Raw genomic sequence first — 23,616 nt, 5'->3', positions numbered from 1 at the left:
TTAAAAAATCTGCATAAACGCCACCGATTGAGTGGCGTTTTTTAATTCAAAAACTCAATCAAACATTATCCAATAATAAGATGAAATAAATTGACAATTGATAATAATTATCAATAATACTAGTTATCTTATTTCATTGTATGTGATGACTGATGTACGTATGCTTATGTCGCGGTATTACCGATCAGGATATTAAAGATGCTGTTGCGAATGGTGCAGGAAATTACCGTGAAGTTCGTGATTTGCTTGACCTTGGTACTTGCTGTGGACGCTGTGCACCAGAAGCACGTTCAATTATTAGTGAAGAAGTTGCACAAATTGCTGCCAGAATCTCTGTCGCAGCTTAATGTTTATAATTAGAACAATAAGCCTATAGGCAAATTAACTCCTCCCCCGCTTATGACTCTAGGCGGGTTTTTATTGCCTAAATGTACCGAGCAGTTGTTTTTGATTGCGATTTTCATTTGCTGTTCTATAAATTACTCGCCATTCGATCATTTGTTGTTTAACATTATTCTAATTTAAAATTAAAGCCTTAGGGCATATAGATTGGAGTGGGTGCAATGAAAGGCAATCGTGACGTTATTCATCAATTAAATCAGGTTCTATATCATCACCTTACCGCAATTAACCAATATTTCTTACATTCACGTATGTTTAATGATTGGGGTATTGAGCAACTCGGTTCAGCAGAATATAAAGAATCGATTCGTCAGATGAAACATGCTGATAAGATTATTGAACGCATTTTATTTTTAGAGGGTCTGCCAAATTTACAACATTTAGGCAAACTCTATATTGGTCAACATACGCTAGAAGTACTCAATTGTGATGTACGCAAAGTGAAAGAAAATATTGAAGCGCTACAACAAGCTGTGGCCTTAGCGGAGACCTCAATGGATTATGTCACACGTGATTTAGTCCAGGAAATTTTAGAGAAAGAAGAAGAATATTTAGATTGGACCACAACACAGTTAGATATTGCTGAACAAGTAGGTACACCAAACTATATTCAAAGCCAGCTCTAAGAAAAATAAAAAGCCCGCAATTGCGGGCTTTTTTAATTAAGACTGGGGTTGTATCTCAGTCAATTCTTGATAACTAATATCTAAATCACGTAATTCACGTAATAACCAGAGTTGATGCTTAGCTTCTTCTTCATAGCCATTAAATGCCAATAATTTAGCGTATTTGAATAAGTCATAGGTGGTTGGGTAGTTCAGTACAATTTCACTGATCTTGGTGATCTCATCCTGATTTAAGGCCGTATAAGGATTCATTCGAATCCACTCAATACGGCGATTAAACTCTTCCAACATATACACCCGATCATCATTGGTGATCTTTTCAGGCGTCTTTTCATAACGCATGGATTGATTAAGCTTAGGCACCACCGTTGCATAATCTCGATAGATTAAGGCTGTAATTGCCACACCAAGCACAATAGTCACCTGCATAAAACGCGGACTAAGACTGAAAATGTGTGGCGTGGATTGTGCTTGTAAAATCCCAATAATAAAACCAATCGGTAGCAAGAAATAGGCATAGTTTTGCGGAAATTCCAACATAGCATGCACAACAAATACTGTAACCATCAGCAAGGCAATGACAGACTCTACTGAGTTGACGCGGCGCAGTAGTTGCAGACCCCAATAGGCAAAATAAGCCAAATACGCTAAGCCAATAACTAAGCCATTCCAAATTAGAAAATCTAAGACAAAGTTATGCGCACTACGAATCCAAACAGGACCTTGAAAATAATCACTAATTAACGTGTAGGCTACACTGGTTTGATGCCAGCCATATCCCCATAGCGGCTGCTCCATAATCGCATGTAACATTTGCTGCCAAATGGCAAGTCGCGACATATCGCCCGTAGCACGTTTTGATAATTCGACTGCCCCTGCACTACTGGCTACTGCGCTATCTGCAAATGGCGATAAAATGGTGACGCTTAGCGGTAATGCCCAAATCAGCATAACCACAAATAAAGTGCTCCATGCCGTGACGTAATACCATTTTAGGCTGAGTACGCCTTTGTAATATTGATAAGCACCATAGAATAAGATACATAGACATGCCACCCATGAAGTACGTGATTGACCAAGGACAACACCTGTGACAATCAGTGCGGCAATAAAACTTAGAATTTTACTATCGAGTTTTTGTTTTTCGTATAAATACCAACAGGCCAATAAAGCCATTAGTAAAAAAGTCGCCATATTATTGGGCTGAGCAAAGTTGGCGTATGGTCGTCCACCAAAGCTTTTAATATTGTGCATACCAGGTAAATGGGCATCTAAATTGACCCATTGGCATACTGCAATAAATGCCGTTGCCGCACCGACTGCGGTGAGCAAATAACAAAGATTGGTGAATAGTGTTTCTCGGGCTTGTTTAGATTCAGAAGCTAGATTAAAGCCCAAAGTGATACTCAGCCAAAAACCAAATACGAAAATGCTGCATAGTAAGGCTTTATCAAAGAAAAAAACTTGCCCAAAACCATATTGAATTAAAGGCACTAAGCTTAGACCTAATAAAGGCAAGCTAATTTTAGGAATAATCAGCTTTTGCTTAAGATAAATGGCACTTACAGTAATTAAAGCGAGGAAGGCATATAGTTCGCCTGTATAAGTGACCCAAGGCCGGTAATGCACAGGTAGTAGCCATGCCAATGCCATGAGCACTGCTGCGATTAAAAGGAGATAGAATTTCATAAGCGAAGAATGAGGAAAATTTAGGCTTATGATAAGAAATTTTAACTTTTTTATGTATTGTTTTTAGACAAATAAAAAAGGCTGCAAATTTGCAGCCTCTCAAAGAAATAATAGTTTTATTTCTTCTCTTCCACTTTAGCAGCTGAAGTTAGAGTTTGTGGTAAGAACTCGTCTGTCACATCAGTACCAGTAGCTTTTGAAATCACACCATTATCATCTACATCAAGTACAATCTTACCGCCAGCAATTTTGCTTGATACACCTTTCTCTTTAAATACGTAATTGATACCACATCCTGAACCTGCTGCTGTAGATTTAACAATTGTTGCTGTACCATACTTACCAGAGATCTCATCAGTATCCCCAGCCGTTTCTGCACCATTTGCAAAACATGAATTGTTTTGTAAATTAGTTTGGATTGCTGTTTTTAGACCTGTCGCTAGCGTCATTGCTTCAGATACTTGCGAACGAGCGATATAATTTTGATAAGCAGGAATCGCAATTGCAGCCAAAATACCGATAATCGCCACAACGATCATTAATTCAATCAGGGTAAAACCTTTTTGAGCGTTCATAACATTCTCCACAAATGTTTTTTGTTTATTTATATTGTGTAATGTTAAGCAAATATTGTGCCAAAATTAAATATTTAGTTTATATTAATATTAAAACATTGATTTTTATATAAAAAATAATTTTTATTTATTTCTTTGAAATTTTATTAACCTTATTCATGTATCTTTTATGTAAACAACTGACAAAAAATGTCAGTTGTTTACTTATTTTTAACCTAACAAAATCGGTGCATTGCCCAGTTCATCATCCAAATCTACAACTTTTTGATCATAAAATTGGTTTAATACTTCACCAATGGCTAAAACCGCCTCAACAACAGCTTCTCTATACTGCTGCTCGCGCATTTGATTTAATAACTGCTGACAAATTTTGTCCCATAGCACTTGTTGTGTCCCGTGTTTAATACCGCGATCAATCACGATTTCCACGCTTTTCTCACATAAATTAATATAGAGTAAAACGCCACTATTAAACTCGGTATCCCATACGCCAAGTTCAGCAAACAATTCTCGGGCACGTAATTTCACATCTTGGCGATAAGCTTGCGAACATGGAATATGACCTTCAATCACCACTTGAATTTCACCCACATGACCGTGTTCAGCTTGTTCGACAGCATTGGTAATCGCTTGTTGGTCTTGCTGATTAAAATAGCGCTTTGTTGCTGGCATAAATAAAAAATGCTTAAGCCAACGTTTAAAGCTGGGCTGAGCTAAATGTTCAGTTTTAGGCTGTGTAATAATATTGGTTGTTTCTGTTGTGATTACCATGATCCTGAAGCTCCTCCCCCACCAAAGCCGCCGCCACCGCCACGATAACCGCCGCCGCCAAATCCACCGCCGCCACCGCGGCCGCCCCCTGATAAAAACATCTGTAATACCAACTGGGCAATTGAACTAATTAACAATACGAAAATACCACCTGCGAGCAATAAGCTGGTGATTAAACCTGCGCCATTGACTAATCCTGCGACTAATCCTGCCACAGCTGCGGTCGATGCACTTAAACGTCGGCCCACAATATAAGAAGCAATGACACCTGCCACTAAAATAAATAAGGCAGTCATCATAGTGCTTTCACGGGCTTGTTGCTCATGTAAAGCTTGTTGCTGACGCTCTTGTAACTCTTGTGCCGCTTGGGCGGCAATTTCTGGGTCTTGATTTAAAATCGCTTGAATTTGTCCAATGCCTGAGGCAATCCCTTCGGCATAACGATTCTGCTTAAAATACGGCGTAATCTGTTGATTAATAATGCGACTGGTAATGATGTCAGGCATAACACCCTCTAAACCATAACCGGTTAAAATTTGTATACGACGGTCATTGACGGCAATGGCCATCAACAAACCATTATCACGTTTAGCACTACCCAATTGCCATGCTTCAGCCACCCGCATAGCAAAGCCAAAAATATCTTCTTGCCCTGTCGTTGGTACAATAATCACGCCAATTTGTGCCTTACCCTCATTATTTAACTGGATAATGCTTTGACTAATCTGCTGCTTCTCTGCAGCAGTTAATAGATTGGCCTGATCAATAATCGGTTGATTTAACGTAGGTAAACCACGGGTTTCGCCCTCTTTTAAATCGTTTTCAACTGTACGAGTTGGACTTGCTGTCGCAGTTTGTTCAGAGGCAGGTGCTGTTGTTTGGGGCTGAATGATTTTACCCAATACCACAGCATCTGCGCCTGAATCGACTGCGGTGGCTTCATTGCTATAAACTTGACCGCTGCACAATACCAGCAGCAGTACTATCAAATGAATCAACCTTTTGATGAGCATCTTGGTCTCCTACAGGTTGAAAGTATTAGTCAAATGAAACCTGTGGTGCATTTTGTGCATTAGCATCAGCGCTAAAGTTTTCTTTGGTTTTCATACCAATCACTTTTGCCGTCATCACTTGCGGGAACTGGCGTGAATAACTGTTAAAATCTTGTACGCTGCTAATATAACGATTACGTGCCACGGCAATGCGGTTTTCGGTTCCTTCTAATTGCACTTGTAAATCACGGAACTGCTCATTGGCTTTTAGATCAGGATAGTTTTCAGTCACAGCCAATAAACGTGATAAAGCACTGGTCATTTGTGCTTGGGCTTGTTGATATTTTTCAAATAATGCTGGGTCTTCTAAAACTTCTTTATCGACTTTTAAACCCGCAACATTGGCACGTGCTTGGGTGACTTCAGTTAGAACTTGCTGTTCGTGTTTGGCATAACCTTTCACTACATTGACCAAGTTAGGCACTAAATCGGAACGACGTTGATATTGGTTTTGTACTTCTGCCCAAGATGCAGTGACTGCTTCATCTTTGACTTGTAAGGTGTTATAGCCACAGCCCGATAAAGTTAAAGTACTTGCTAAGGCAATGACTAAAGCTGATTTTTTCATAAAGTTCATGCTGCTTTATCCTATGCTTTTTTTGTAGTTGTAGAAATTATAAGCATTGTAGACATAAACATTTCTAGGAATTGTTGTTTTTATTTAATTGGCCTTTTGAATTGCCTAATGCTGACCGATTAGCGCTTTGAATTTAAATTTTTCAAGGCAATGAAAGGCATCAAAAAACCCGCTGAGCGCGGGTTTTTCTTGAATGAATTTAAATTGTTAGATTTCTAGATAATCTAAAATTCCTTCAGCTGCCTGACGACCTTCCCAAATGGCCGTCACCACAAGATCCGAACCACGCACCATATCACCACCAGCAAAGATTTTTGGATTTGAGGTTTGGAACTTAAACTCTTGCTGTTCTGGTGCAACCACACGACCTGAACCATCTAGATTAATAGCTACATCATTAAACCAATCAGCAGGTGAGGTACGGAAACCAAAAGCTAGAAGCACAGCATCGGCAGCTAGAATTTCTTCTGAACCCGGTACAGGCTCTGGACTACGACGACCACGGCTATCTGGCTCGCCGAGCTGAGTAGTCACCACTTTTACCCCAGTGACTTTGCCATTTTCACCGACAATTTCGATAGGCTGACGGTTAAAGGCAAAGTTAACACCTTCTTCACGCGCGTTTTTCACTTCACGACGTGAACCCGGCATGTTGGCTTCATCACGACGATAAGCACAAGTCACTGACTCTGCACCTTGACGGATTGAAGTACGGTTACAATCCATCGCGGTATCACCACCGCCAAGTACCACAACTTTTTTGCCTTCGACTGAAATATATTCAGCAGGATCTTTTTCCCAACCTTGAGTACGATTTACATTGGCAATCAAGAAATCTAAAGCGTCATGTACGCCTTCTAAATCTTCACCAGCAAAACCGCCTTTCATATAGGTATAAGTGCCCATGCCCATGAAGACAGCATCGTAATCGGCAAGCAACTGCTCAATGGTCACATCGGTGCCAATTTCAGTATTTAGACGGAATTCAACGCCCATGCCAGTGAAAATCTCACGGCGACGTTTCATCACGTCTTTTTCCATTTTAAATTCTGGAATACCAAACGTGAGTAGACCACCAATTTCAGGACGTTTATCAAATACTACAGGGCGTACGCCAGCACGTACTAAAATATCTGCGCAGCCCAGACCCGCAGGCCCTGCACCAATGATGGCCACTTTTTTGTCGGTCCATTTCACATGCGACATATCTGGACGCCAGCCCAAAGCAAAAGCGGTGTCGTTGATATATTTTTCCGCATTACCAATGGTCACCGCACCAAAACCATCATTTAAAGTACATGCACCTTCACATAAACGGTCTTGTGGACACACACGACCACACACCTCAGGTAAGGTGTTGGTTTGATGACACAATTCAGCTGCTTGAAAAATACGACCTTCTGCAATCAGTTTCAGCCAGTTTGGAATGTAGTTATGCACTGGGCATTTCCATTCGCAATATGGGTTACCACAACCTAAACAGCGATGGGTTTGGTTTTTTGCCACCTCTGCTGTAAAGGGTTTATAAATTTCCACAAACTCAGCTTTGCGGACATCGATATCTTTTTTCTCAGGATCTTGGCGTGCTACATCCAAAAACTGAAAGTCATTATTTAGGCGCTTTGCCATATCTGTCTCCGTCGGTGGATGTCAGCTTTTTTTAGGTTAAGGCTGACATCTGCCTTTGTCTTGCTCGTGGAATTATTGTGGATCTGCTTGAGTTGTTTTTAGTAAAGTCAGTAAGTTAGCAGCTTTTGGTTTTACCAACCAGAACTTACGACTATAGTAATCAAACTCATGGCGGATCTTGTACGCCCAAGCACTACCTGTTTCTTGAATATGTTCATCTAAGATGCGCAGTAAGAAGGCTTTGTGTTCTTCCATCGCTTCTGTAGAAATACGGTTAAGTTCAATCAGCTCATGGTTATAGTGATCGACAAAGTCGTTATCGAGATCAAGTACATAAGCAAAACCACCAGTCATACCCGCACCAAAGTTATGCCCCACTTTACCCAGCACTGTGACAATACCACCGGTCATATATTCACAGCAGTGGTCGCCTGCACCTTCAATCACCGCAAAGGCACCTGAGTTACGTACTGCAAAACGCTCGCCCGCAGTCCCTGCTGCAAACAATTTACCGCCTGTTGCACCATATAGACAGGTGTTACCAATAATCGCGGTTTCTTGGCTTTGGAATGGTGAACCTTTTGGTGGGAAGATTGAGATCCGACCACCGGCCATACCTTTACCTACGTAATCGTTGGCATCGCCTTCTAAGCTAATATGTAAGCCGCCTGCGTTCCATACACCCAGTGATTGACCCGCAGTACCAGTTAAGTTCACTTTGACTGGATGCGCTTCCATACTTAAGTTGCCATAACGACGCGCGATTTCACCTGAAATCCGTGCGCCAATTGAACGGTCACAGTTACCAATCGTAAAACTGTATTGGCCGCCTGTACCTGCTTCAATCGCAGGCAGCATTTCAGCAATCATTTGTTCAGCTAACACGCCTTTATCAAATGGTTCGTTGCCTTGTACTTGGCAGTATTGTGCTTTGCCTTCTGCCGCAGGATGCGATTCAAGTAAAGCACTTAAATCTAAATGGGCATGTTTATCGGTTTCACCCGGTAACATTTCTAGTAAATCGGTACGGCCAATTAAGTCTTTTAAGCTTGCAACACCCAGTGCCGCCAACCATTCACGGGTTTCTTCCGCAATAAAGGTGAAGAAATTAATCAGCATTTGTGGCTCGCCAATATAATGTTCTTGGCGTAAATGGTCTTGTTGGGTTGCCACACCAGTTGCACAGTTGTTTAAGTGGCAAATACGTAGGTATTTACAACCCAGTGCAATCATTGGGGTTGAGCCAAAACCAAAGCTTTCTGCACCCAAAATGGCAGCTTTCACTACATCAAGGCCAGTTTTTAAACCACCGTCAGTTTGTACGCGTACTTTGCCACGTAGGTCGTTAACACGAAGCGCTTGATGCGCTTCAGAAAGTCCTAATTCCCATGGCGAACCGGCATGGTGAATTGAGGAAAGTGGAGATGCCGCTGTACCGCCGTCATAACCTGAAATGGTAATGAAATCGGCATAGGCTTTCGCCACACCTGCCGCAATCGTACCGACACCTGGCTCAGAAACAAGTTTCACCGACACCATCGCCTGTGGGTTAACTTGTTTTAAATCAAAGATCAACTGTGATAAATCTTCAATTGAGTAGATGTCGTGATGCGGTGGTGGCGAAATGAGGGTAACGCCTGGTACAGAATAACGTAAACGTGCAATTAAGCCATTTACCTTACCGCCCGGCAGCTGACCACCTTCACCTGGTTTTGCACCTTGTGCCACTTTAATCTGTAATACTTCTGCTGAGGTTAAATAAGCAGGTGTTACACCAAAGCGACCCGATGCAATTTGTTTGATTTTCGAGTTACGAATCGTGCCGTAACGCGCTGGATCTTCACCGCCCTCACCTGAGTTGGAACGACCGCCAATGGTATTCATGGCAATGGCAATCGCTTCATGTGCCTCTGGTGACAATGCACCTAAGGACATCCCAGCTGAGTCAAAGCGCGGTAAAATTTCTTCTACGGATTCCACTTGTTCTACTGGAATCGAGTTGTCTGTTTTAAGCTTTAATAAGTCTCGAATGGTGGCAACAGGACGTGTGTTCACCAACTGTGCATATTCTTTAAAATCTGCATAGTTGCCTGAGCGCACGGCTTTATGTAAGGCATTAATCACGTCTGGGTTAAAGGCATGATATTCCTTATCAAACACAAATTTGAGTAAACCACCTTGTTCAATCGGCTTACGTGCTTTCCACGCCAAACTTGCTAATTTTTTCTGATCATTTTCTAAATCAACAAAAGTCGCCCCTTGAATACGGCTTGGCACACCTGTAAAGCATGTGTCGACAACTTCATTCGATAAACCCACAGCTTCAAATAGCTGACCGCCACGATATGAGGCAACTGTTGAAATGCCCATTTTAGAGAGAACTTTGAGTAAGCCCTTTTCAATGCCTTTACGGAAGTTATTTTGTGCATAGACTGGATCGCCCAATAACTCACCTTTAGCAATCAAGTCATTAATCACATCATAAGCAAGATATGGATAAATCGCTGTGGCACCAAAACCAAGTAACACGGCAAATTGATGCGGATCACGAGCAAAGCCAGTTTCAACAATCAAGTTGGCATCGGTACGTAAACCGCTATTAATTAAGTAGTGATGCACCGCACCTGTCACCATCATCGCGTTAGCAGGTAAATAGCCCTCACGGATTTTCTTGTCTGATAGTACAAGTAAAGTTTTACCGTCACGAATCGCTTGTGCTGACTCTTCACAAATACGCGCAATTGCTGCTTGTAAACCTTCAGTTTCTGCATAGTTCAGATCAATATCGGCAATCTCATAGCCTTTACGACCGATAGTACGAATCTGATGCATTTTTGAATTTGAAAGTACAGGACTTGAGACAATTAAACGATCTGCATGTTCAGGGCTTTGCTCAAAGACATTTTGCTCACGACCAAAACAGGTTTCAAGCGACATCACAATCGATTCACGAAGTGGATCAATCGGTGGATTGGTGACTTGAGCAAACTGTTGACGGAAATAATCCGACACATGACGTACTTGACGCGACAACACGGCCATTGGCGTATCATCACCCATTGAACCTACAGCTTCTTGACCGCTTTCTGCGATTGGACGTAGCAATTGATCACGTTCTTCAAAGGTTACCATAAACATTTTTTGTGAAGCTTTGAGCTGTTCGCCTTTTAAGCCTTGATCACATAAGTGTTCTTCGAGTTCTGGGCTACCTTGTAGACGCACTGAATTTTCGCGTAACCATTCACGGTAAGGACGCATGTTTTTCAGATGATTGTTGACGTCTTGGGTATCCAACATTTTACCGGTTAAGGTATCAATCACGAGGATTTGACCCGGCCCAACACGACCTTTAGAGATCACATCTTCAGGTTCATAGCCCCAAACGCCAATCTCTGAGGCAAGTGTGATATAGCCATTTTTAGTAATCACCCAACGCGCAGGACGTAAACCGTTACGATCCAGCATACAAATCGCGTGACGGCCATCTTGAATCACCAGACCCGCAGGACCATCCCATGCCTCCATGTGTTTCGAGTTAAACTCATAGAAGGCACGTAAGTCGGCATCTAGGGTTTCTACGTTTTGCCATGCTGGTGGCACTAGCATACGTAAGGCACGGAATAAATCCATACCACCACCCACCAATAATTCAAGCATGTTATCTAAGCTTGAAGAATCTGAACCAGTACGGTTTACAATTGGATTTAAATCGGTGATGCCCGGTAATAGTGAGTTTTCAAATTTTGGGGTACGCGCCACGGCCCAGTTACGGTTGGCGGTAATGGTGTTAATTTCACCATTATGTGCTAAATAACGAAATGGCTGCGCCAATGGCCAACGCGGTAAAGTGTTGGTTGAGAAACGTTGGTGGAAGACCACAATATGTGAAGCTAAACGTGGATCAGCAAGGTCTAAATAGAAGTCGGCAATATACACCGGCATCATCAAACCTTTATAGCTAATTACAGTTGAGCATAAAGTAGTGACATAGAAGTATGGATCATTGATTTGCTGTTCAGCACGACGACGCGCCATAACCAACTTACGGTTAAACTCAACTTCAGTGACACCCATTGGGCAGTTAACAAAGATTTGTTCAAATGCAGGTAAAGACTGCATGGCAATTGAGCCTAAAGCATCGTTGTTGGTTGGGACAACACGCCAACCAATCACACGACAACCTTCTGCTTCAATTTCTTTGCTTAGAATTTGTTTGGCATGTGCAGCCAGTGCAGGATCTAAATTTAAGAACACTGTACCTACAGCAAAGACTTCGCTTAAGGTGATATCACTAATTTTTTTTGCTTCTTCACGGAAGAAAGCTTTTGGCATAGCCAATAATAAGCCACAACCATCACCTGTTTTGCCATCTGCGGCAATACCACCACGGTGGGTCATACAACTTAAACTATGCATGGCGGTTTTGACTAAGTCATGGCTAGCATCACCCTGCATATGAGCGATTAAGCCGAAACCACAGTTATCTTTAAACTCATCGGGTTGATACAAACCTTGAGTGGGAGCTACATTGTGAGGCGATGGCATGTGCATAGCGTACCCTTCTTGCAGGGCCCATAAATGGGCAATTAACAGTTCATTTTTTGTTGGGTGTGGTCCTTGTTTGACTGACATAACTGAGGATTGGATCAAAGCACTTTTTTAAAGCAGTGCAGTGCACAGTTTTTGCAGTCTGTCGCGCCAAAACGGGGACATTTACTCAATTCATGCACCAATTAAGCAAAAAGAATGCCAATGTTTTTATTTTGCTGTTAATACGTTTATATCTCGAAATATTTGTTTTTTACTTCGTTAGCAAGATTGGATTTATGCTTCTTTTTGCACCATAGATGGGCACTTAATTCTAGTTATAACTGACTCTGCGCCATTTTAGAACAAATTTTCAACTCAAATTTGCACTCTATTGTGACGTAGTTCATGCATTATTGTTGGCTTTGACTGTGACTTTGCTCGACATCCACTACATTGCCATGTTGATCTCGGCGTACCACAGTCGTTGATGTAGTGGCTTTATCTGGACTTATCGCAGGAGCTTCTGGATTTGGTGCTGGACGTGGACGTGCCGGCTCACGCGCTTGAGTATTACTTTGAGCTCTTGGATTGGTGCTCATATTGTTTTTTGCCTGCGCAGCTAGACGTTGTTGATTGAGTAAGGCTCTGCGCTTGGCTTCTGCCAATACTGTTTCATCAACGATAGGCACTGCAACAGGACGCAATTTGACTGCATACAGTTTTTGATTTAAGCCAAGCTCATCTGAACCCATATCATTGACAAAATCTTTGTAGCTGTTGACCTGTGCAACATGTGGCGCTACAGATTTAGGCAAACTGATAGCTAAGGTAGCCAACGCATTTTTAGCTTCCGTTTCATTGTCATATAAACCGTATAACAATACATATTGTTCGGCTTGATTCTCACCGCTTAAACGAATATAGCGATAATCTTTACGTGACTCTTGCTTCTTTAAAAAAGTATTAATGATCTGTTCTTCCGAGACCCGGAATAACTCAACAACATATTTGTTTTTATTGTCTTCAATAAATTTATTACCACGGAATTCAGCTTCATGCTGGCCCGTTGCCACCACTCGTGTAGTCATTTCTAAAGGGCGTACTTCCTCTAACAACCCGCCTAAATGCGTCGTTGCTGCAACTTTTTCAGGTTGAATTTGTACAGCCACTTCGGTTTCGGCTTTGGTTTCTACCACCTGTAATTGATCTTTGTCGGTTATTGCCCAAGCCACCAAGCCCAAGAGTAAGCACAGCAATCCGCATACTAACCATATAGTATTGTGCATGTTTTGCTTAGAAGTACGGATTGCTGCCATGGATAACCTTATTCTTGATTGGCTAAAATTGCCTGTTGCATTAATTCTACATCAAATTCTTTCGTGATGATGGCTTGACCCAGCTGCTGCATTAACACCAAACGCAGTTGACCATTGAGCACTTTTTTATCATGCGCCATAAATCCTAAGAATTCATCTAGTGGAATTTTAGGACAAACAATCGGTAATTGGGCGCGAGAAATGATTTTTTTTGTACGTTCTAAATCATCCATAGAGATCCAGCCCATACGTTGCGATAGATCTGCTGCCATCACCATACCCGTCGCTACCGCTTCACCATGCAGCCACTCACCATAACCTAAATAAGATTCGATGGCATGACCAAAGGTATGTCCTAAATTAAGCAAGGCGCGCTCGCCTTGCTCTTTTTCATCATTGGCGACAATACGCGCTTTATGCGCACATGAACGATACACCGCTTCGGCCAATAATTCAGCATCACCTGCAACTAAAGCATCCATATGTTGTTCAAGCCATGCTAAAAACTCAATATCACCCAATAAGGCATATTTAATGACTTCGGCTAAGCCAGCTGATAATTCACGTGGGGGTAAGGTTTTGAGCTGTGACATATCTGCCAACACCACTTGTGGCTGTTGGAAGGCACCAATCATATTTTTACCCAAAGGATGGTTAATCCCGGTTTTGCCCCCCACACTTGAATCAACTTGTGATAATAATGTGGTGGGTACCTGAATAAAGTACACCCCGCGTTGGAACGCAGCAGAGGCAAAGCCTGCCATGTCGCCAATCACACCACCACCTAAAGCCAGCACCGTACAATCACGGTTAAAGCCAGCTTCCAGTAAAGCATCAAAAATTAAGTTTAAATTTTCAATATTTTTAAACTTTTCACCATCTGGCAAAATACACGTTGCTACCGTTTTACCTAAGGCTTCAATAGCAGTCACGTAATGCTGTAAATACAACGGTGCAACCGTGGTATTACTGACAATCATCACCTGACGACCTTTGATATAAGGTTCAAGTAATACTTGTGGATTTAAGTCACTGCCAATAAAGATCGGGTAACGACGATCACCGAGTTCAACGTGTAAAGTTTGCATGATTAAAGATCGCTTATTTAACTTGTGCTTGAGGTGCTTGAACAATCAAGGTCAGGATTTTTTGCGCTAAATCACGCGCTGCACCTTGATTGGTTTCAATAATGTAATGTGCCACTTCACGATATAAAGGATCGCGTATATCAAGTAGTTCCCGTAACTTTTGTTCCGGATTTTCAACTTGTAAGAGAGGACGGTTTTTATCGCGATAAGTACGCTGAAGTTGAATTTCGACAGGAGTATAGAGATAAACAACAATACCACGTTGTTTTAAGAATTGACGATTAGGTGCTTGGGTCACTGCACCTCCCCCAGTGGCGACCACCAACTCTGAGCGTGCGGTAAGTTCATCAATCACTGCCGTTTCACGACCGCGGAAGCCAAGTTCACCCTCTTTTTCGAAGATCCATGGAATGGCGGCACCGGTTTTACGCTCAATTTCGTGATCACTGTCGACAAACTCACGTCCTAACAGCTCTGCTAAATGTCGACCAACCGTGGTCTTACCCGCCCCCATCGGCCCTACCAAATAGATATTTGGCAGGGTGTCAAACTCTTTGCTTGGCAAGGAGTCACCTATTAATTTTGCTTAAATTGAAAATATATTAATGATTTCTTGAAACACTGTCATTAACAATTCGCGGTGTAACAAAAATCAATAGCTCACGCTTATCTTCAGATTTCAAATCCTTACGGAACAAACGCCCCACATAAGGTAAATCACCTAAAAATGGCACTTTGGTTTGCTGGGTTTGAGTTTCTTGTTCAAAGATCCCGCCAAGTACTACAGTTTCACCATTATTGACCAACACATTGGTGTTAATTTCATTTTTATTTAAAATGATTTCACCATTAGGTGCTGTGCCTGATGGCGAATCGCTATTAATTAATAGCTGCATTTGCACTTTGCCATCGGGGGTAATACTTGGTGTGACTTCTAAACTTAACAGCGCATCTTTAAACTGGGTATCAGCAGTGGTCCCGCCACCTGTGGTGGTGGTGGTTTGATACGGAATTTGTTGACCAGAGGCCACTTTAGCTTGTTGTTTATCAGCAGTTAATACTTTTGGTGTAGAAATGACTTCACCATAACCATCTGATTGTAGTGCAGATAACTCAAGATCCAACATAAAGTCAGACAAGCTAATTAAACCAAACGCCACTCGACCTGCTGCACTTGCTACACCTAAATCGACGTTTAAGTTATCTGGACGTTGGATATCATAGCCACCGTTTTCATTTGGCTCACCGCGTAAATCCCATAGGGTTTGATCGCTACCGCCTACCAACAAGTTATTATTCTTGTTAATCCCTTGTGACACCAAGCCCCACTTCACCCCCATTTCTTTGGTGAAATCCGTTGAGGCACGCACAATACGCGCTTCGACCATCACTTGTTTTACCGAAACATCAAGTAAATCAATCATTTTACGAATTTGATCAATTTTGGCTGAAGTATCGTTAATAATTAAAGTATTGGTTCGTGGATCAATCGATGCTGTACCACGTGGGCTGAGGAGTGAACCTACGCTATCACCAAGTAAGTCGCTATCTGCACTGTTATTACTTGAGCCACCACGATTACTGGCATTACGACCTTCAACAATCAACTTTTCAATATCAGCAGCTTTAGCATAGTTGAGCTGAATATATTCAGTTTGCAGTGGTGCCAATTTAATGCTTTGGGCAATCGCTTTGGCTTCTTCTTCTTCAGCTTTGGTCAATTCCGCCAAAGGTGCAATCCAAATCACGTTGCCATTACGACGTTTATCTAAGTTTTTAGTCTTTAAAATAATATCTAAAGCTTGATCCCATGGCACATCTTTTAAGCGTAAGGTAATGTTGCCTTGTACTGTATCTGCCGCCACCATGTTAATGCCAGTAAAGTCAGCTAAGAGCTGTAGTACACGGCGTACTTCAATATCTTGGAAATCCAGCGAGATTTTTTTGCCGTTATAGTGCTGCACAGTACGTGTTACCGCCTGTTGTGCTGTCGCAGTACTACGGTCAACAGGGCGTTTTACCGAAATGGTCAGCTTATTTTCTGCTTGATAGGCCATGTACTCATAGCTACCACTGGTTTGAATGGTAATAACACCACTGCCAGCACTGTTTTGTGCATCAATGGTTGAAGCAGGTGTTGCAAAGTCATTGACATTTAACCGACGTGCAAGGTGAGTCGGGACTTTATTACCTAGGGTACGTACCACAATTTTGCTGCCTTGTTGCTGTACATCTACAGGGGTATTCGGTCCTGCAAGGTCAATCACCACCAAGCCTTCGCCTGCAGCCCCGCGCTCAAAACCAATATTGGTAATGCCTTGGGTTTCTTTAACTGCAGCCACTGGCGGGAGTGATGCAGCTGTTGTTGTGGTTGGATTAATTTTAAGGATATAAGTATTGCCCTCTACACGCGTGGTAAAGGCACCGGCATCAGCCAAATTAATGTTTAAACGCGCACGCTGCGCATCTGACATCACTTCAAGATTACTGGCTTCTTTGGTGGCGATATTAATCTTATTTTGTTTTAAGGTTTGTGTGGCTTTCTCAAAATCCAACACCAAACGTGATGGGTTTTCGAGTTGATATGCTTGTGGCTCAGGGGGAATACCATTAAACATGACACGAATTTCGGTGCCTTGGTTAGGTACTTGCATAGGCACAATATTGGTAATGCTCACCTGTGCGTTTGCCACTTGCATGACTGCCATTGCTACCGTTGCCATCGAAAACTGACGCAATAAATTCATGGTATTACCATCCCCAAAAATAAAATCTTTCACACTATTGTTCATTGTTATTCCTTAAGGTGCAGCAGCACCCAGCAGTACCAGGCTCCGTGGACGTTCTAAATAACCTTCACGACCATCTGGAATGATTTCGATCAGATCAATTTGCGTTGGTGTAATACGCACCACGCGACCGTGGTTGTTGCCCATATAACTGCCGAGCTGTACTCGCTCTAGCTCACCATCAGGGGTTTGAATAACTGCTGTGATTTTACCTGAGCTGTTGAGCATACTGCCTTTCATATTCAAACTTTCTAGGGCATAGCTCTCGAGTGGTTGCGGCGCACGCGAGAAGTTTGGATAAACTCGCTTACCGGCCATAATTTTCAGCTCTGCCGCTAAAGAAGTAGGCAGAAACGGACTTTTTAATTGATGCGCTGCATAATCAAAGGTTGGCACTGGCATAAATACTGGCGCAGGCTCAATTGGCAAAGGCGGTTGGTTACGAATCTCCGCCATTTGTTGATTGACTGAGTCAATGCGTGAATCACAACCGACCAAGGCCAATCCAAGCAAGAGGCTTAAGCTAATTTTGCGTGTATGCATTATGGCGTCTCCTCTGTTGCATCTGGATTTTGCTCGTTTGGATATACACCGATATAACGATAAGTTTTGGCATTAACTTTATAAGTCACTACAGGCACTTCAGCGCGTTTCTCTTTGTTTTCTAAAGCTGAAATTTCAAAATCATGTAAGGTGACAATACGCGGTAAGGCGGCAATACCACTGACAAATGAACCAAAGGCATGATAATCACCTGTCGCTTCAATCGAAATTGGCTGTTCAATAAAGAACTCTTGCTTAATTTCATTTTCTAGACGGATATTTTTAAATTTCAGTCCAGCATTCACCCCAGTGATGTTAATGTCTTCAACTAAACCTGGAATTTCAGTTTCTTTAGGTAGCTGTTCTAACTGCTGGTTAAAGTTGGCTTGCATATCCATGAGCTGCGCTTGATATTGCTGTAAATTACGCAATTTAGAATCTTTCTCACGAAATTCATTGAGTAACTGAGTTTCTTGTGCACGGGCAGCTTCAATCGCATCTAACTTTGGCTTGATTGCCAAAAAGTAGCCAATAGCAGCAATCACTAAAAGTAAAAATAACCAACAGGTAATTTTGACTGAAACAGGCCAACTACCATAATTACTGGTATCTAAGGTATTAAACTGCTGGAAAAACTTTTCCACCGTCATTTTCTTTTTGGGGCTGACGACGTCTTGGCTTAATTCATCAAATTCTTCACGACTCATTATTCTGCCCCCGTTACGATAAGATCCGCTTCACTTGCAGCTGCATCTAGATCTGCCACGACATCCATTTTGATTTCATCAAGATCAGCTGTCACCACAAATGAGCCATAGCTGTCTTCACGACGTGGTACAAGCGAACTGGCTGGTTGCTGTTTACCTTCTTCCACGGCTAAGAACGAATTCATAAAGGCATTGCGATACCACGATGATGCTTCTAGACCACGCAGTAAATCTGCCACAGTATTTGGACTATCAGCACGCCCTTCAATGGTAAATTTATCGCCTTGACGGACAAATTTGGTGATGTACATATTGCTTGGTATGACACGTACCAGTTCATCGACGAGACGCACTGCTACAGGGCGTTGACCTTGTAAACCTTGAATCAGTTTCATACGCTCAACAATGGCATCGCGCTGTTCTTGCAAGCCTTCCAAAGATTTTAGCTGGACATCTAGGTTTTGGTTGGTGCTCATCACCAATTGATTGGCTTGGTTCTGGTCTTCAAGACGACCATCAAAGTACATCCAAGTCCCAACCACGCCTAATACGCCAAGTAAAGCCACCCCAATAGAAACCGTAATAAATTCTTTTTTACGTTTTTCTCTTAGCTCATCACGCCAAGGGAGTAAGTTAATTCTTGCCATTAATCAAAACTCCGCATTGCGAGGCCACAGGCCACCATCAGTGAAGACGCATCTTTTTCAATTTTTTGTACATCAACTTTGCTGGAAAAGCCCATTTGTAAAAATGGATTCGCTACCGTGACGCGATAACCAAGTTTTTGCTGAATGAGCTTGGCAAGGCCTGTGATATTGGCATTACCACCCGCCAACAAAATATGGTCAATTTCGTTAAATTGTGATGATGAGAAAAAGAACTGCAATGAACGTGCGGCTTGTTGGACGACGGCATCCAAATAAGGCTCTAAAACCTCAGCCTCGTAATCATCTGGCAGACTTTGAGTTTTCTTAGCACGACCTGCTTCTTCAAAAGACAAGCCATAGCGGTTTTGAATATCTTGTGTTAATTGCTTACCCCCAAAGACCTGTTCACGGGTATAAATGACTTTACCGTTTTGCATGACAGATAACGTGGTCATAGTATGACCAATATCTAAAATTGCTACGGTATGTACGCCCACTGGCAAGGTATCAGCAAAAACTTCATACGCATTTTCAATGGCAAAGCTTTCTACGTCGGCAATTTTTGGGGTAAGACCGGCAAGCTCTAGTACCTCAGAGCGAAGGCTAATGTTTTCTAAACGTGTCGCAACCAGTAACACTTTAACGCGTTGCGGATTAGCTAAACGATCAGGGAGGACTTCAAAATCAAGGCTGACTTCATCAAGCGGGAACGGAATATATTGCTCAGCATCCATACGGATTTGCACTTCACGCTCGTCATCATTCATGTCCGCATCCATCTCAATGACTTTAGAAATCACCATGGAGGTTGGAACAGCAAAAGCGGCATGATCACTGCGTGGATCAGCAAGATTAATTGCACGCTCTAGGGCATCTGCAACAGCTTCTACATTTAAAATATTTTTTTCAACCACACTGCCATCTGGTAATGGAACAAGAGCATAACTCTCGACATGGTACTTACCATTCTTTACAGCGAGTTCTAAAACTTTAACAGAAGTAGAACTAATATCTACGCCCGTTAACCCCTTATTTGGTTTACGATATAACCTGAGCACAATTCAGTCCTATTATTTTTTTATCCCCAAAAAACAAAAACCCACTAATCGGTCAAGGTCTATAATTTTATACGGATACAATAACTCATCTAACAATCCGTAGGTGTAAAGGCTATACTGACGACCAATTAGTTTGCCATTAGCTCTTATTAAAACTTACTTGTTATGAAAAAGCTATCTTGTTCAGGCCGTGTGCATCCATTTTTTTTGAGCATAATTATAATTTTAGTCTCAATTCCGATGGGTTTTTATGGCATGTACCTTTATATCGCCCCATCCTTACCGGATATGTCGACCCTCAAAAAAGCGCCTTTGCTTAAGCCTTTACAAGTTTATAGCTCAGATAACCAACTGATTGCCGAATATGGTGGCAAACTCTCGGTTCCGGTGGCCTACAACCAAATTCCACAGACCTTTGTCCATGCGTTTTTAGCAGCCGAAGACTCATCTTTCTTTGATCACAGCGGGGTGAGCTTTAAGGGCTTAGGTCGTGCTGTGACTGAGAGTTTGACTGGATCTGATGTGCAAACCGGTGGTTCAACCATTACTATGCAGGTGGCTAAAAACTATTATTTAAGTCCAGAACGTACCTTAAAACGTAAACTGACTGAAGTATTTTTAGCACGCAAAATTGAACAGACTTTAAGTAAAGAAGAAATTCTAACCTTATACGTAAATAAAATTTTCTTAGGTAAAAATGCGTATGGTATCGCGGCTGCAGCGCGGATTTATTATAACAAGAGTTTAAATGAGCTTTCTGTGGCGCAAATGGCCATGATTGCCGGATTACCTAAAGCACCTTCTAAATATAATCCGATTGCCAATCCTGAACGTGCGCTAGAGCGTCGTAACTGGATTGTAGGACGGATGTTACAGCTAGGTTATATTGACCAAGCGCAATACCAAACTGCGATTGCCGAGCCATTAAATTTAGACAGCCCTGACCGTAGTATTAGCAACCGATTTCCCTATGTAGGCGAAATGGTGCGTAGCGAGTTAGTGGAAAAATTTGGCGAACATGCAGTCGATTCAGGTTATAAAGTTTATACCACCATTAATAGTGAACGTCAGGCCTACGCCGAACAGGCAGTACGTGATGGCTTAGAAGATTATGACCGTCGTCATGGTTGGCGTGGTGCTGAGGCACACGATAAACCCTTAAAAGAATTTATGGCTTATGCCAACACCTACCCCGCTCAAGTCATTAAAGTTGGTACGAATAGCTTTGATGCTGTTATGCAAGATGGTTCAACGGTAACCGTACCCTGGTCAGGTATGTCATGGGCACGCCCCTATCGCAGCGCCAATAGTGTAGGAGCTGCGCCAAGCCGGGCTTCACAAATTGTCAAAGTTAAGGATATTGTACGTTTACGCCCCAATACAGAAAAAACTTCATGGGCACTGGTCCAAGTTCCAAAAGTCCAAGGCCAATTGATTGCATTAAACCCTAACAATGGGGCTTTAGAAGCAGTTGTGGGGGGCTATAACTTTTATCAGTCTAAATTTAACCGTGCCATTCAAGGCTGGCGTCAGCCAGGTTCAACCATCAAACCCTTTGTTTATGCTTTAGCATTAGAGCGTGGCATGACCCCGCATAGTATGGTTAATGATGCGCCTATTACCATTGGTAAATGGACTCCTAGAAACTCCGATGGACGTTATTTGGGCATGATTCCACTGCGCCGAGCATTGTATTTATCACGTAATACAGTATCAGTGCGTTTATTACAAAGCGTCGGCGTTGAACGTGCACGACAATTATTTATGGACTTTGGTTTACAAGAAGATCAAATTCCGCGTAACTACACCATTGCTTTAGGTACACCACAAGTCTTACCGGTACAAATGGCCACAGGTTATGCCACGTTTGCCAATGGTGGCTACCGCGTTCAACCATATTTTATTGAGCGTATTGAAGACGCCTATGGCAAAGTGATCTATAAAGCCAATCCTGAATATGCCTGTATTCAGTGTATTACTCAAAAAGATGAACCTGCTAAAAAGGATCTCAAAGAACTTTCAGCAGATGATGCAGCATTTTTAGAGGCTGCATCTGAAGCCAAAGCTGCATCTGAAGCAGCAAATTCAGAAGCCACTGCTGCACCTACTCCAACTGCTAAACCTGCCGACAGCACTGAATATCGTCAAGCGCAGCGGATTTTAAAATCCAGCTCAGCTTATGATATGGCCAATATTTTGCGTGATGTAATTAATCACGGTACCGGTCGTGCTGCTTTAAAAATTGGTCGTGATGATTTAGGTGGCAAAACAGGTACTACCAACGATGCAAAAGATGCATGGTTTGCCGGTTTTAACGGTAAACTCGTGACCATTACTTGGGTCGGTTTTGACCAGCCAAGCACCTTAGGACGCCGTGAATATGGCGGCGTGGCAGCACTTCCAATTTGGAGTGACTTTATGGAGAAATCTTTAAAAGGCACACCATCAGCATGGGTACGACTAGATGCTAAAGCTAAAGGACCAGAAGATCGTAACAAAGTTGAATCTGCTGAACAAGACGATCAACAACACCGTACCGCACCGCCGCTGGCACGTCCAATTTATCGTCCACCCCCAGTGGCACCAAAACGCAGCGTAGAGAATGACTTTGCCGACTTACCTGGCACTACAGCGTTGCAGCCAGCACGTAAAACACCACCGCCGATGCAACCTGAACCTAAACGGGAAGCACCTAGCGACAGTTTAGAAAATTTAATTCGAGAAGTTGAATAAGGAAAAGCCCGCGATTGCGGGCTTTTTTTATTTCTTTTTAAACACATAAATTTGGAACTGCGCGGCCAAATTAAAGTGTTCATTGACTTCTAAAGTCTGACGACGCTCTGGTTTGGCTTTATAGGCATAAGGCGTCATGGCAATCAGATTTTTTAAATCAGTTTGATTGAGCTGCATAGGGGCATCAATCACGATATCTTCGACTAAATCAAAGGCATCTTTGAGCTGTTCAACAAATTTAGCCGAATCATGTTGTTTCACCTCTTCAAACAAGGCTTCACGCATCGCATATAAATGATTTTGTGCTGGCGTGACCACCATTAAATGACCGTTATCTTTTAAGACACGTAGAATTTCTTGCTTAGGAATCGGGCTAAATAGACTGGTGCATAGGTCAATTGAAGCGTCTAAAACAGGTAAAGTTGCGCCAGTACCAACAATCCAAGTGATGTCTTTATTCAGCTTCGCTGCCACTTGTACCGCATTTTTCGCAATATCTACCCCTACGCATTGCAATACTTGGGCCTGCATTGCATTGGTGTAATAGCCTTCACCACAACCAATATCCAGCAAGTTTTCAATCCTTAACTCAGCAATTTTTTTCACCACTGCCTGTTGCAATGGTGCGTAATGCCCTGCGCTTAAAAAGGCACGGCGCGCTTGTACCGACTCAGGCGTATCACCCGGATTTTTACTGTGTTTATGCTGCACTACATGTAAATTGACATAGCCTTGTTTAGCCAAGTTATAACTATGACGATTTACGCAGTGCCATGTTTTTTCTGTAAGACTCAGTTTTTCCCGACATACAGGGCACATGAGTAGGTTCATCATTTTCTCCAAAAACAAAAAAAGCCGGCAAATGCCGACTTTCTTTTTACGAT

General features: G+C 42.3%; 19 protein-coding genes. 3 read left to right on the top strand and 16 right to left on the bottom strand.

The genetic code is table 11. The features are described 5' to 3' along the window. Nucleotides 1-152 precede the first annotated feature (152 nt). Nucleotides 153-347 carry a bacterioferritin-associated ferredoxin gene (locus AC5YCI_RS11080; RefSeq protein ID WP_496129944.1) on the top strand — a complete coding sequence of 65 codons (195 nt, stop codon included), beginning with the start codon at nt 153-155 and terminating at the stop codon, nt 345-347. 216 nt (nt 348-563) lie between these two features. Further along, entirely contained in the window at nt 564-1,028 is a 465-nt protein-coding gene (bfr, locus tag AC5YCI_RS11075; RefSeq protein ID WP_496129946.1) for a heteropolymeric bacterioferritin subunit Bfr, read from the top strand. Between the two features lie 36 nt (nt 1,029-1,064). Here bfr and AC5YCI_RS11070 read toward each other — a convergent pair whose 3' ends face one another. From AC5YCI_RS11070 to AC5YCI_RS11000, 15 genes are all read right to left on the bottom strand, one after another. Further along, nucleotides 1,065-2,717 carry a PglL family O-oligosaccharyltransferase gene (locus AC5YCI_RS11070; RefSeq protein ID WP_496175533.1) on the bottom strand — a complete coding sequence of 551 codons (1,653 nt, stop codon included), beginning with the start codon at nt 2,715-2,717 and terminating at the stop codon, nt 1,065-1,067. A gap of 116 nt (nt 2,718-2,833) precedes the next feature. Then, the gene (locus AC5YCI_RS11065; RefSeq protein WP_496175532.1) at nt 2,834-3,292 is read right to left on the bottom strand and encodes a pilin; all 459 of its coding nucleotides are present in this window, start codon (nt 3,290-3,292) and stop codon (nt 2,834-2,836) included. 210 nt (nt 3,293-3,502) lie between these two features. Continuing rightward, complete coding sequence (locus tag AC5YCI_RS11060; RefSeq protein ID WP_496175531.1) at nt 3,503-4,063, bottom strand: TPM domain-containing protein; 561 nt, start codon at nt 4,061-4,063, stop codon at nt 3,503-3,505. After that, on the bottom strand, nt 4,057-5,076 hold the full coding sequence (locus AC5YCI_RS11055) for a TPM domain-containing protein (RefSeq protein WP_496175530.1): 1,020 nt from the start codon (nt 5,074-5,076) through the stop codon (nt 4,057-4,059). The genes AC5YCI_RS11060 and AC5YCI_RS11055 overlap by 7 nt, the downstream gene beginning before the upstream one ends. 25 nt (nt 5,077-5,101) lie before the next feature. Next, the gene (locus AC5YCI_RS11050) at nt 5,102-5,692 is read right to left on the bottom strand and encodes a LemA family protein (RefSeq protein WP_496175529.1); all 591 of its coding nucleotides are present in this window, start codon (nt 5,690-5,692) and stop codon (nt 5,102-5,104) included. A 207-nt stretch (nt 5,693-5,899) separates the two neighbouring features. After that, nucleotides 5,900-7,321 carry a glutamate synthase subunit beta gene (locus AC5YCI_RS11045; RefSeq protein ID WP_496175528.1) on the bottom strand — a complete coding sequence of 474 codons (1,422 nt, stop codon included), beginning with the start codon at nt 7,319-7,321 and terminating at the stop codon, nt 5,900-5,902. A 72-nt stretch (nt 7,322-7,393) separates the two neighbouring features. Continuing rightward, a complete protein-coding gene (gene gltB / locus AC5YCI_RS11040) occupies nt 7,394-11,866 on the bottom strand; it encodes a glutamate synthase large subunit (RefSeq protein ID WP_496175527.1) in 4,473 nt (1,490 codons plus the stop codon). Between the two features lie 395 nt (nt 11,867-12,261). Continuing rightward, on the bottom strand, nt 12,262-13,167 hold the full coding sequence (locus AC5YCI_RS11035) for a hypothetical protein (RefSeq protein WP_496129953.1): 906 nt from the start codon (nt 13,165-13,167) through the stop codon (nt 12,262-12,264). An 8-nt stretch (nt 13,168-13,175) separates the two neighbouring features. Beyond that, a complete protein-coding gene (gene aroB, locus AC5YCI_RS11030) occupies nt 13,176-14,255 on the bottom strand; it encodes a 3-dehydroquinate synthase (protein WP_496129954.1) in 1,080 nt (359 codons plus the stop codon). Between the two features lie 13 nt (nt 14,256-14,268). Further along, entirely contained in the window at nt 14,269-14,820 is a 552-nt protein-coding gene (gene aroK, locus AC5YCI_RS11025) for a shikimate kinase AroK (protein ID WP_496129955.1), read from the bottom strand. 37 nt (nt 14,821-14,857) lie between these two features. Next, entirely contained in the window at nt 14,858-17,047 is a 2,190-nt protein-coding gene (locus tag AC5YCI_RS11020) for a type IV pilus secretin PilQ (RefSeq protein WP_496175526.1), read from the bottom strand. A gap of 9 nt (nt 17,048-17,056) precedes the next feature. Then, nucleotides 17,057-17,587 carry a pilus assembly protein PilP gene (locus tag AC5YCI_RS11015; RefSeq protein ID WP_496175525.1) on the bottom strand — a complete coding sequence of 177 codons (531 nt, stop codon included), beginning with the start codon at nt 17,585-17,587 and terminating at the stop codon, nt 17,057-17,059. Continuing rightward, a complete protein-coding gene (locus tag AC5YCI_RS11010; protein ID WP_496175524.1) occupies nt 17,587-18,294 on the bottom strand; it encodes a type IV pilus inner membrane component PilO in 708 nt (235 codons plus the stop codon). The genes AC5YCI_RS11015 and AC5YCI_RS11010 overlap by 1 nt, the downstream gene beginning before the upstream one ends. Then, nucleotides 18,294-18,941, bottom strand: coding sequence for a PilN domain-containing protein (locus AC5YCI_RS11005; protein WP_496175523.1), 648 nt, complete (start codon nt 18,939-18,941; stop codon nt 18,294-18,296). The genes AC5YCI_RS11010 and AC5YCI_RS11005 overlap by 1 nt, the downstream gene beginning before the upstream one ends. Continuing rightward, on the bottom strand, nt 18,941-19,999 hold the full coding sequence (locus AC5YCI_RS11000) for a pilus assembly protein PilM (protein ID WP_496129960.1): 1,059 nt from the start codon (nt 19,997-19,999) through the stop codon (nt 18,941-18,943). Before AC5YCI_RS11000 ends, AC5YCI_RS11005 begins: the two co-directional genes overlap by 1 nt. Before the next feature lie 165 nt (nt 20,000-20,164). On the opposite strand from AC5YCI_RS11000, the gene ponA reads away from it, so the two are divergent. After that, nucleotides 20,165-22,732 (top strand): penicillin-binding protein PBP1a, encoded by a 2,568-nt coding sequence (gene ponA / locus AC5YCI_RS10995; protein ID WP_496175522.1) that lies wholly within the window; start codon nt 20,165-20,167, stop codon nt 22,730-22,732. A 27-nt stretch (nt 22,733-22,759) separates the two neighbouring features. On the opposite strand, the gene AC5YCI_RS10990 is transcribed toward ponA, so the two are convergent. After that, on the bottom strand, nt 22,760-23,563 hold the full coding sequence (locus tag AC5YCI_RS10990; RefSeq protein WP_496175521.1) for a putative RNA methyltransferase: 804 nt from the start codon (nt 23,561-23,563) through the stop codon (nt 22,760-22,762). Nucleotides 23,564-23,616 lie beyond the last annotated feature (53 nt).

It is taken from the genome of Acinetobacter sp. CY17, assembly GCF_059515825.1.
This window is presented reverse-complemented; position numbering and strand designations above follow the sequence as displayed.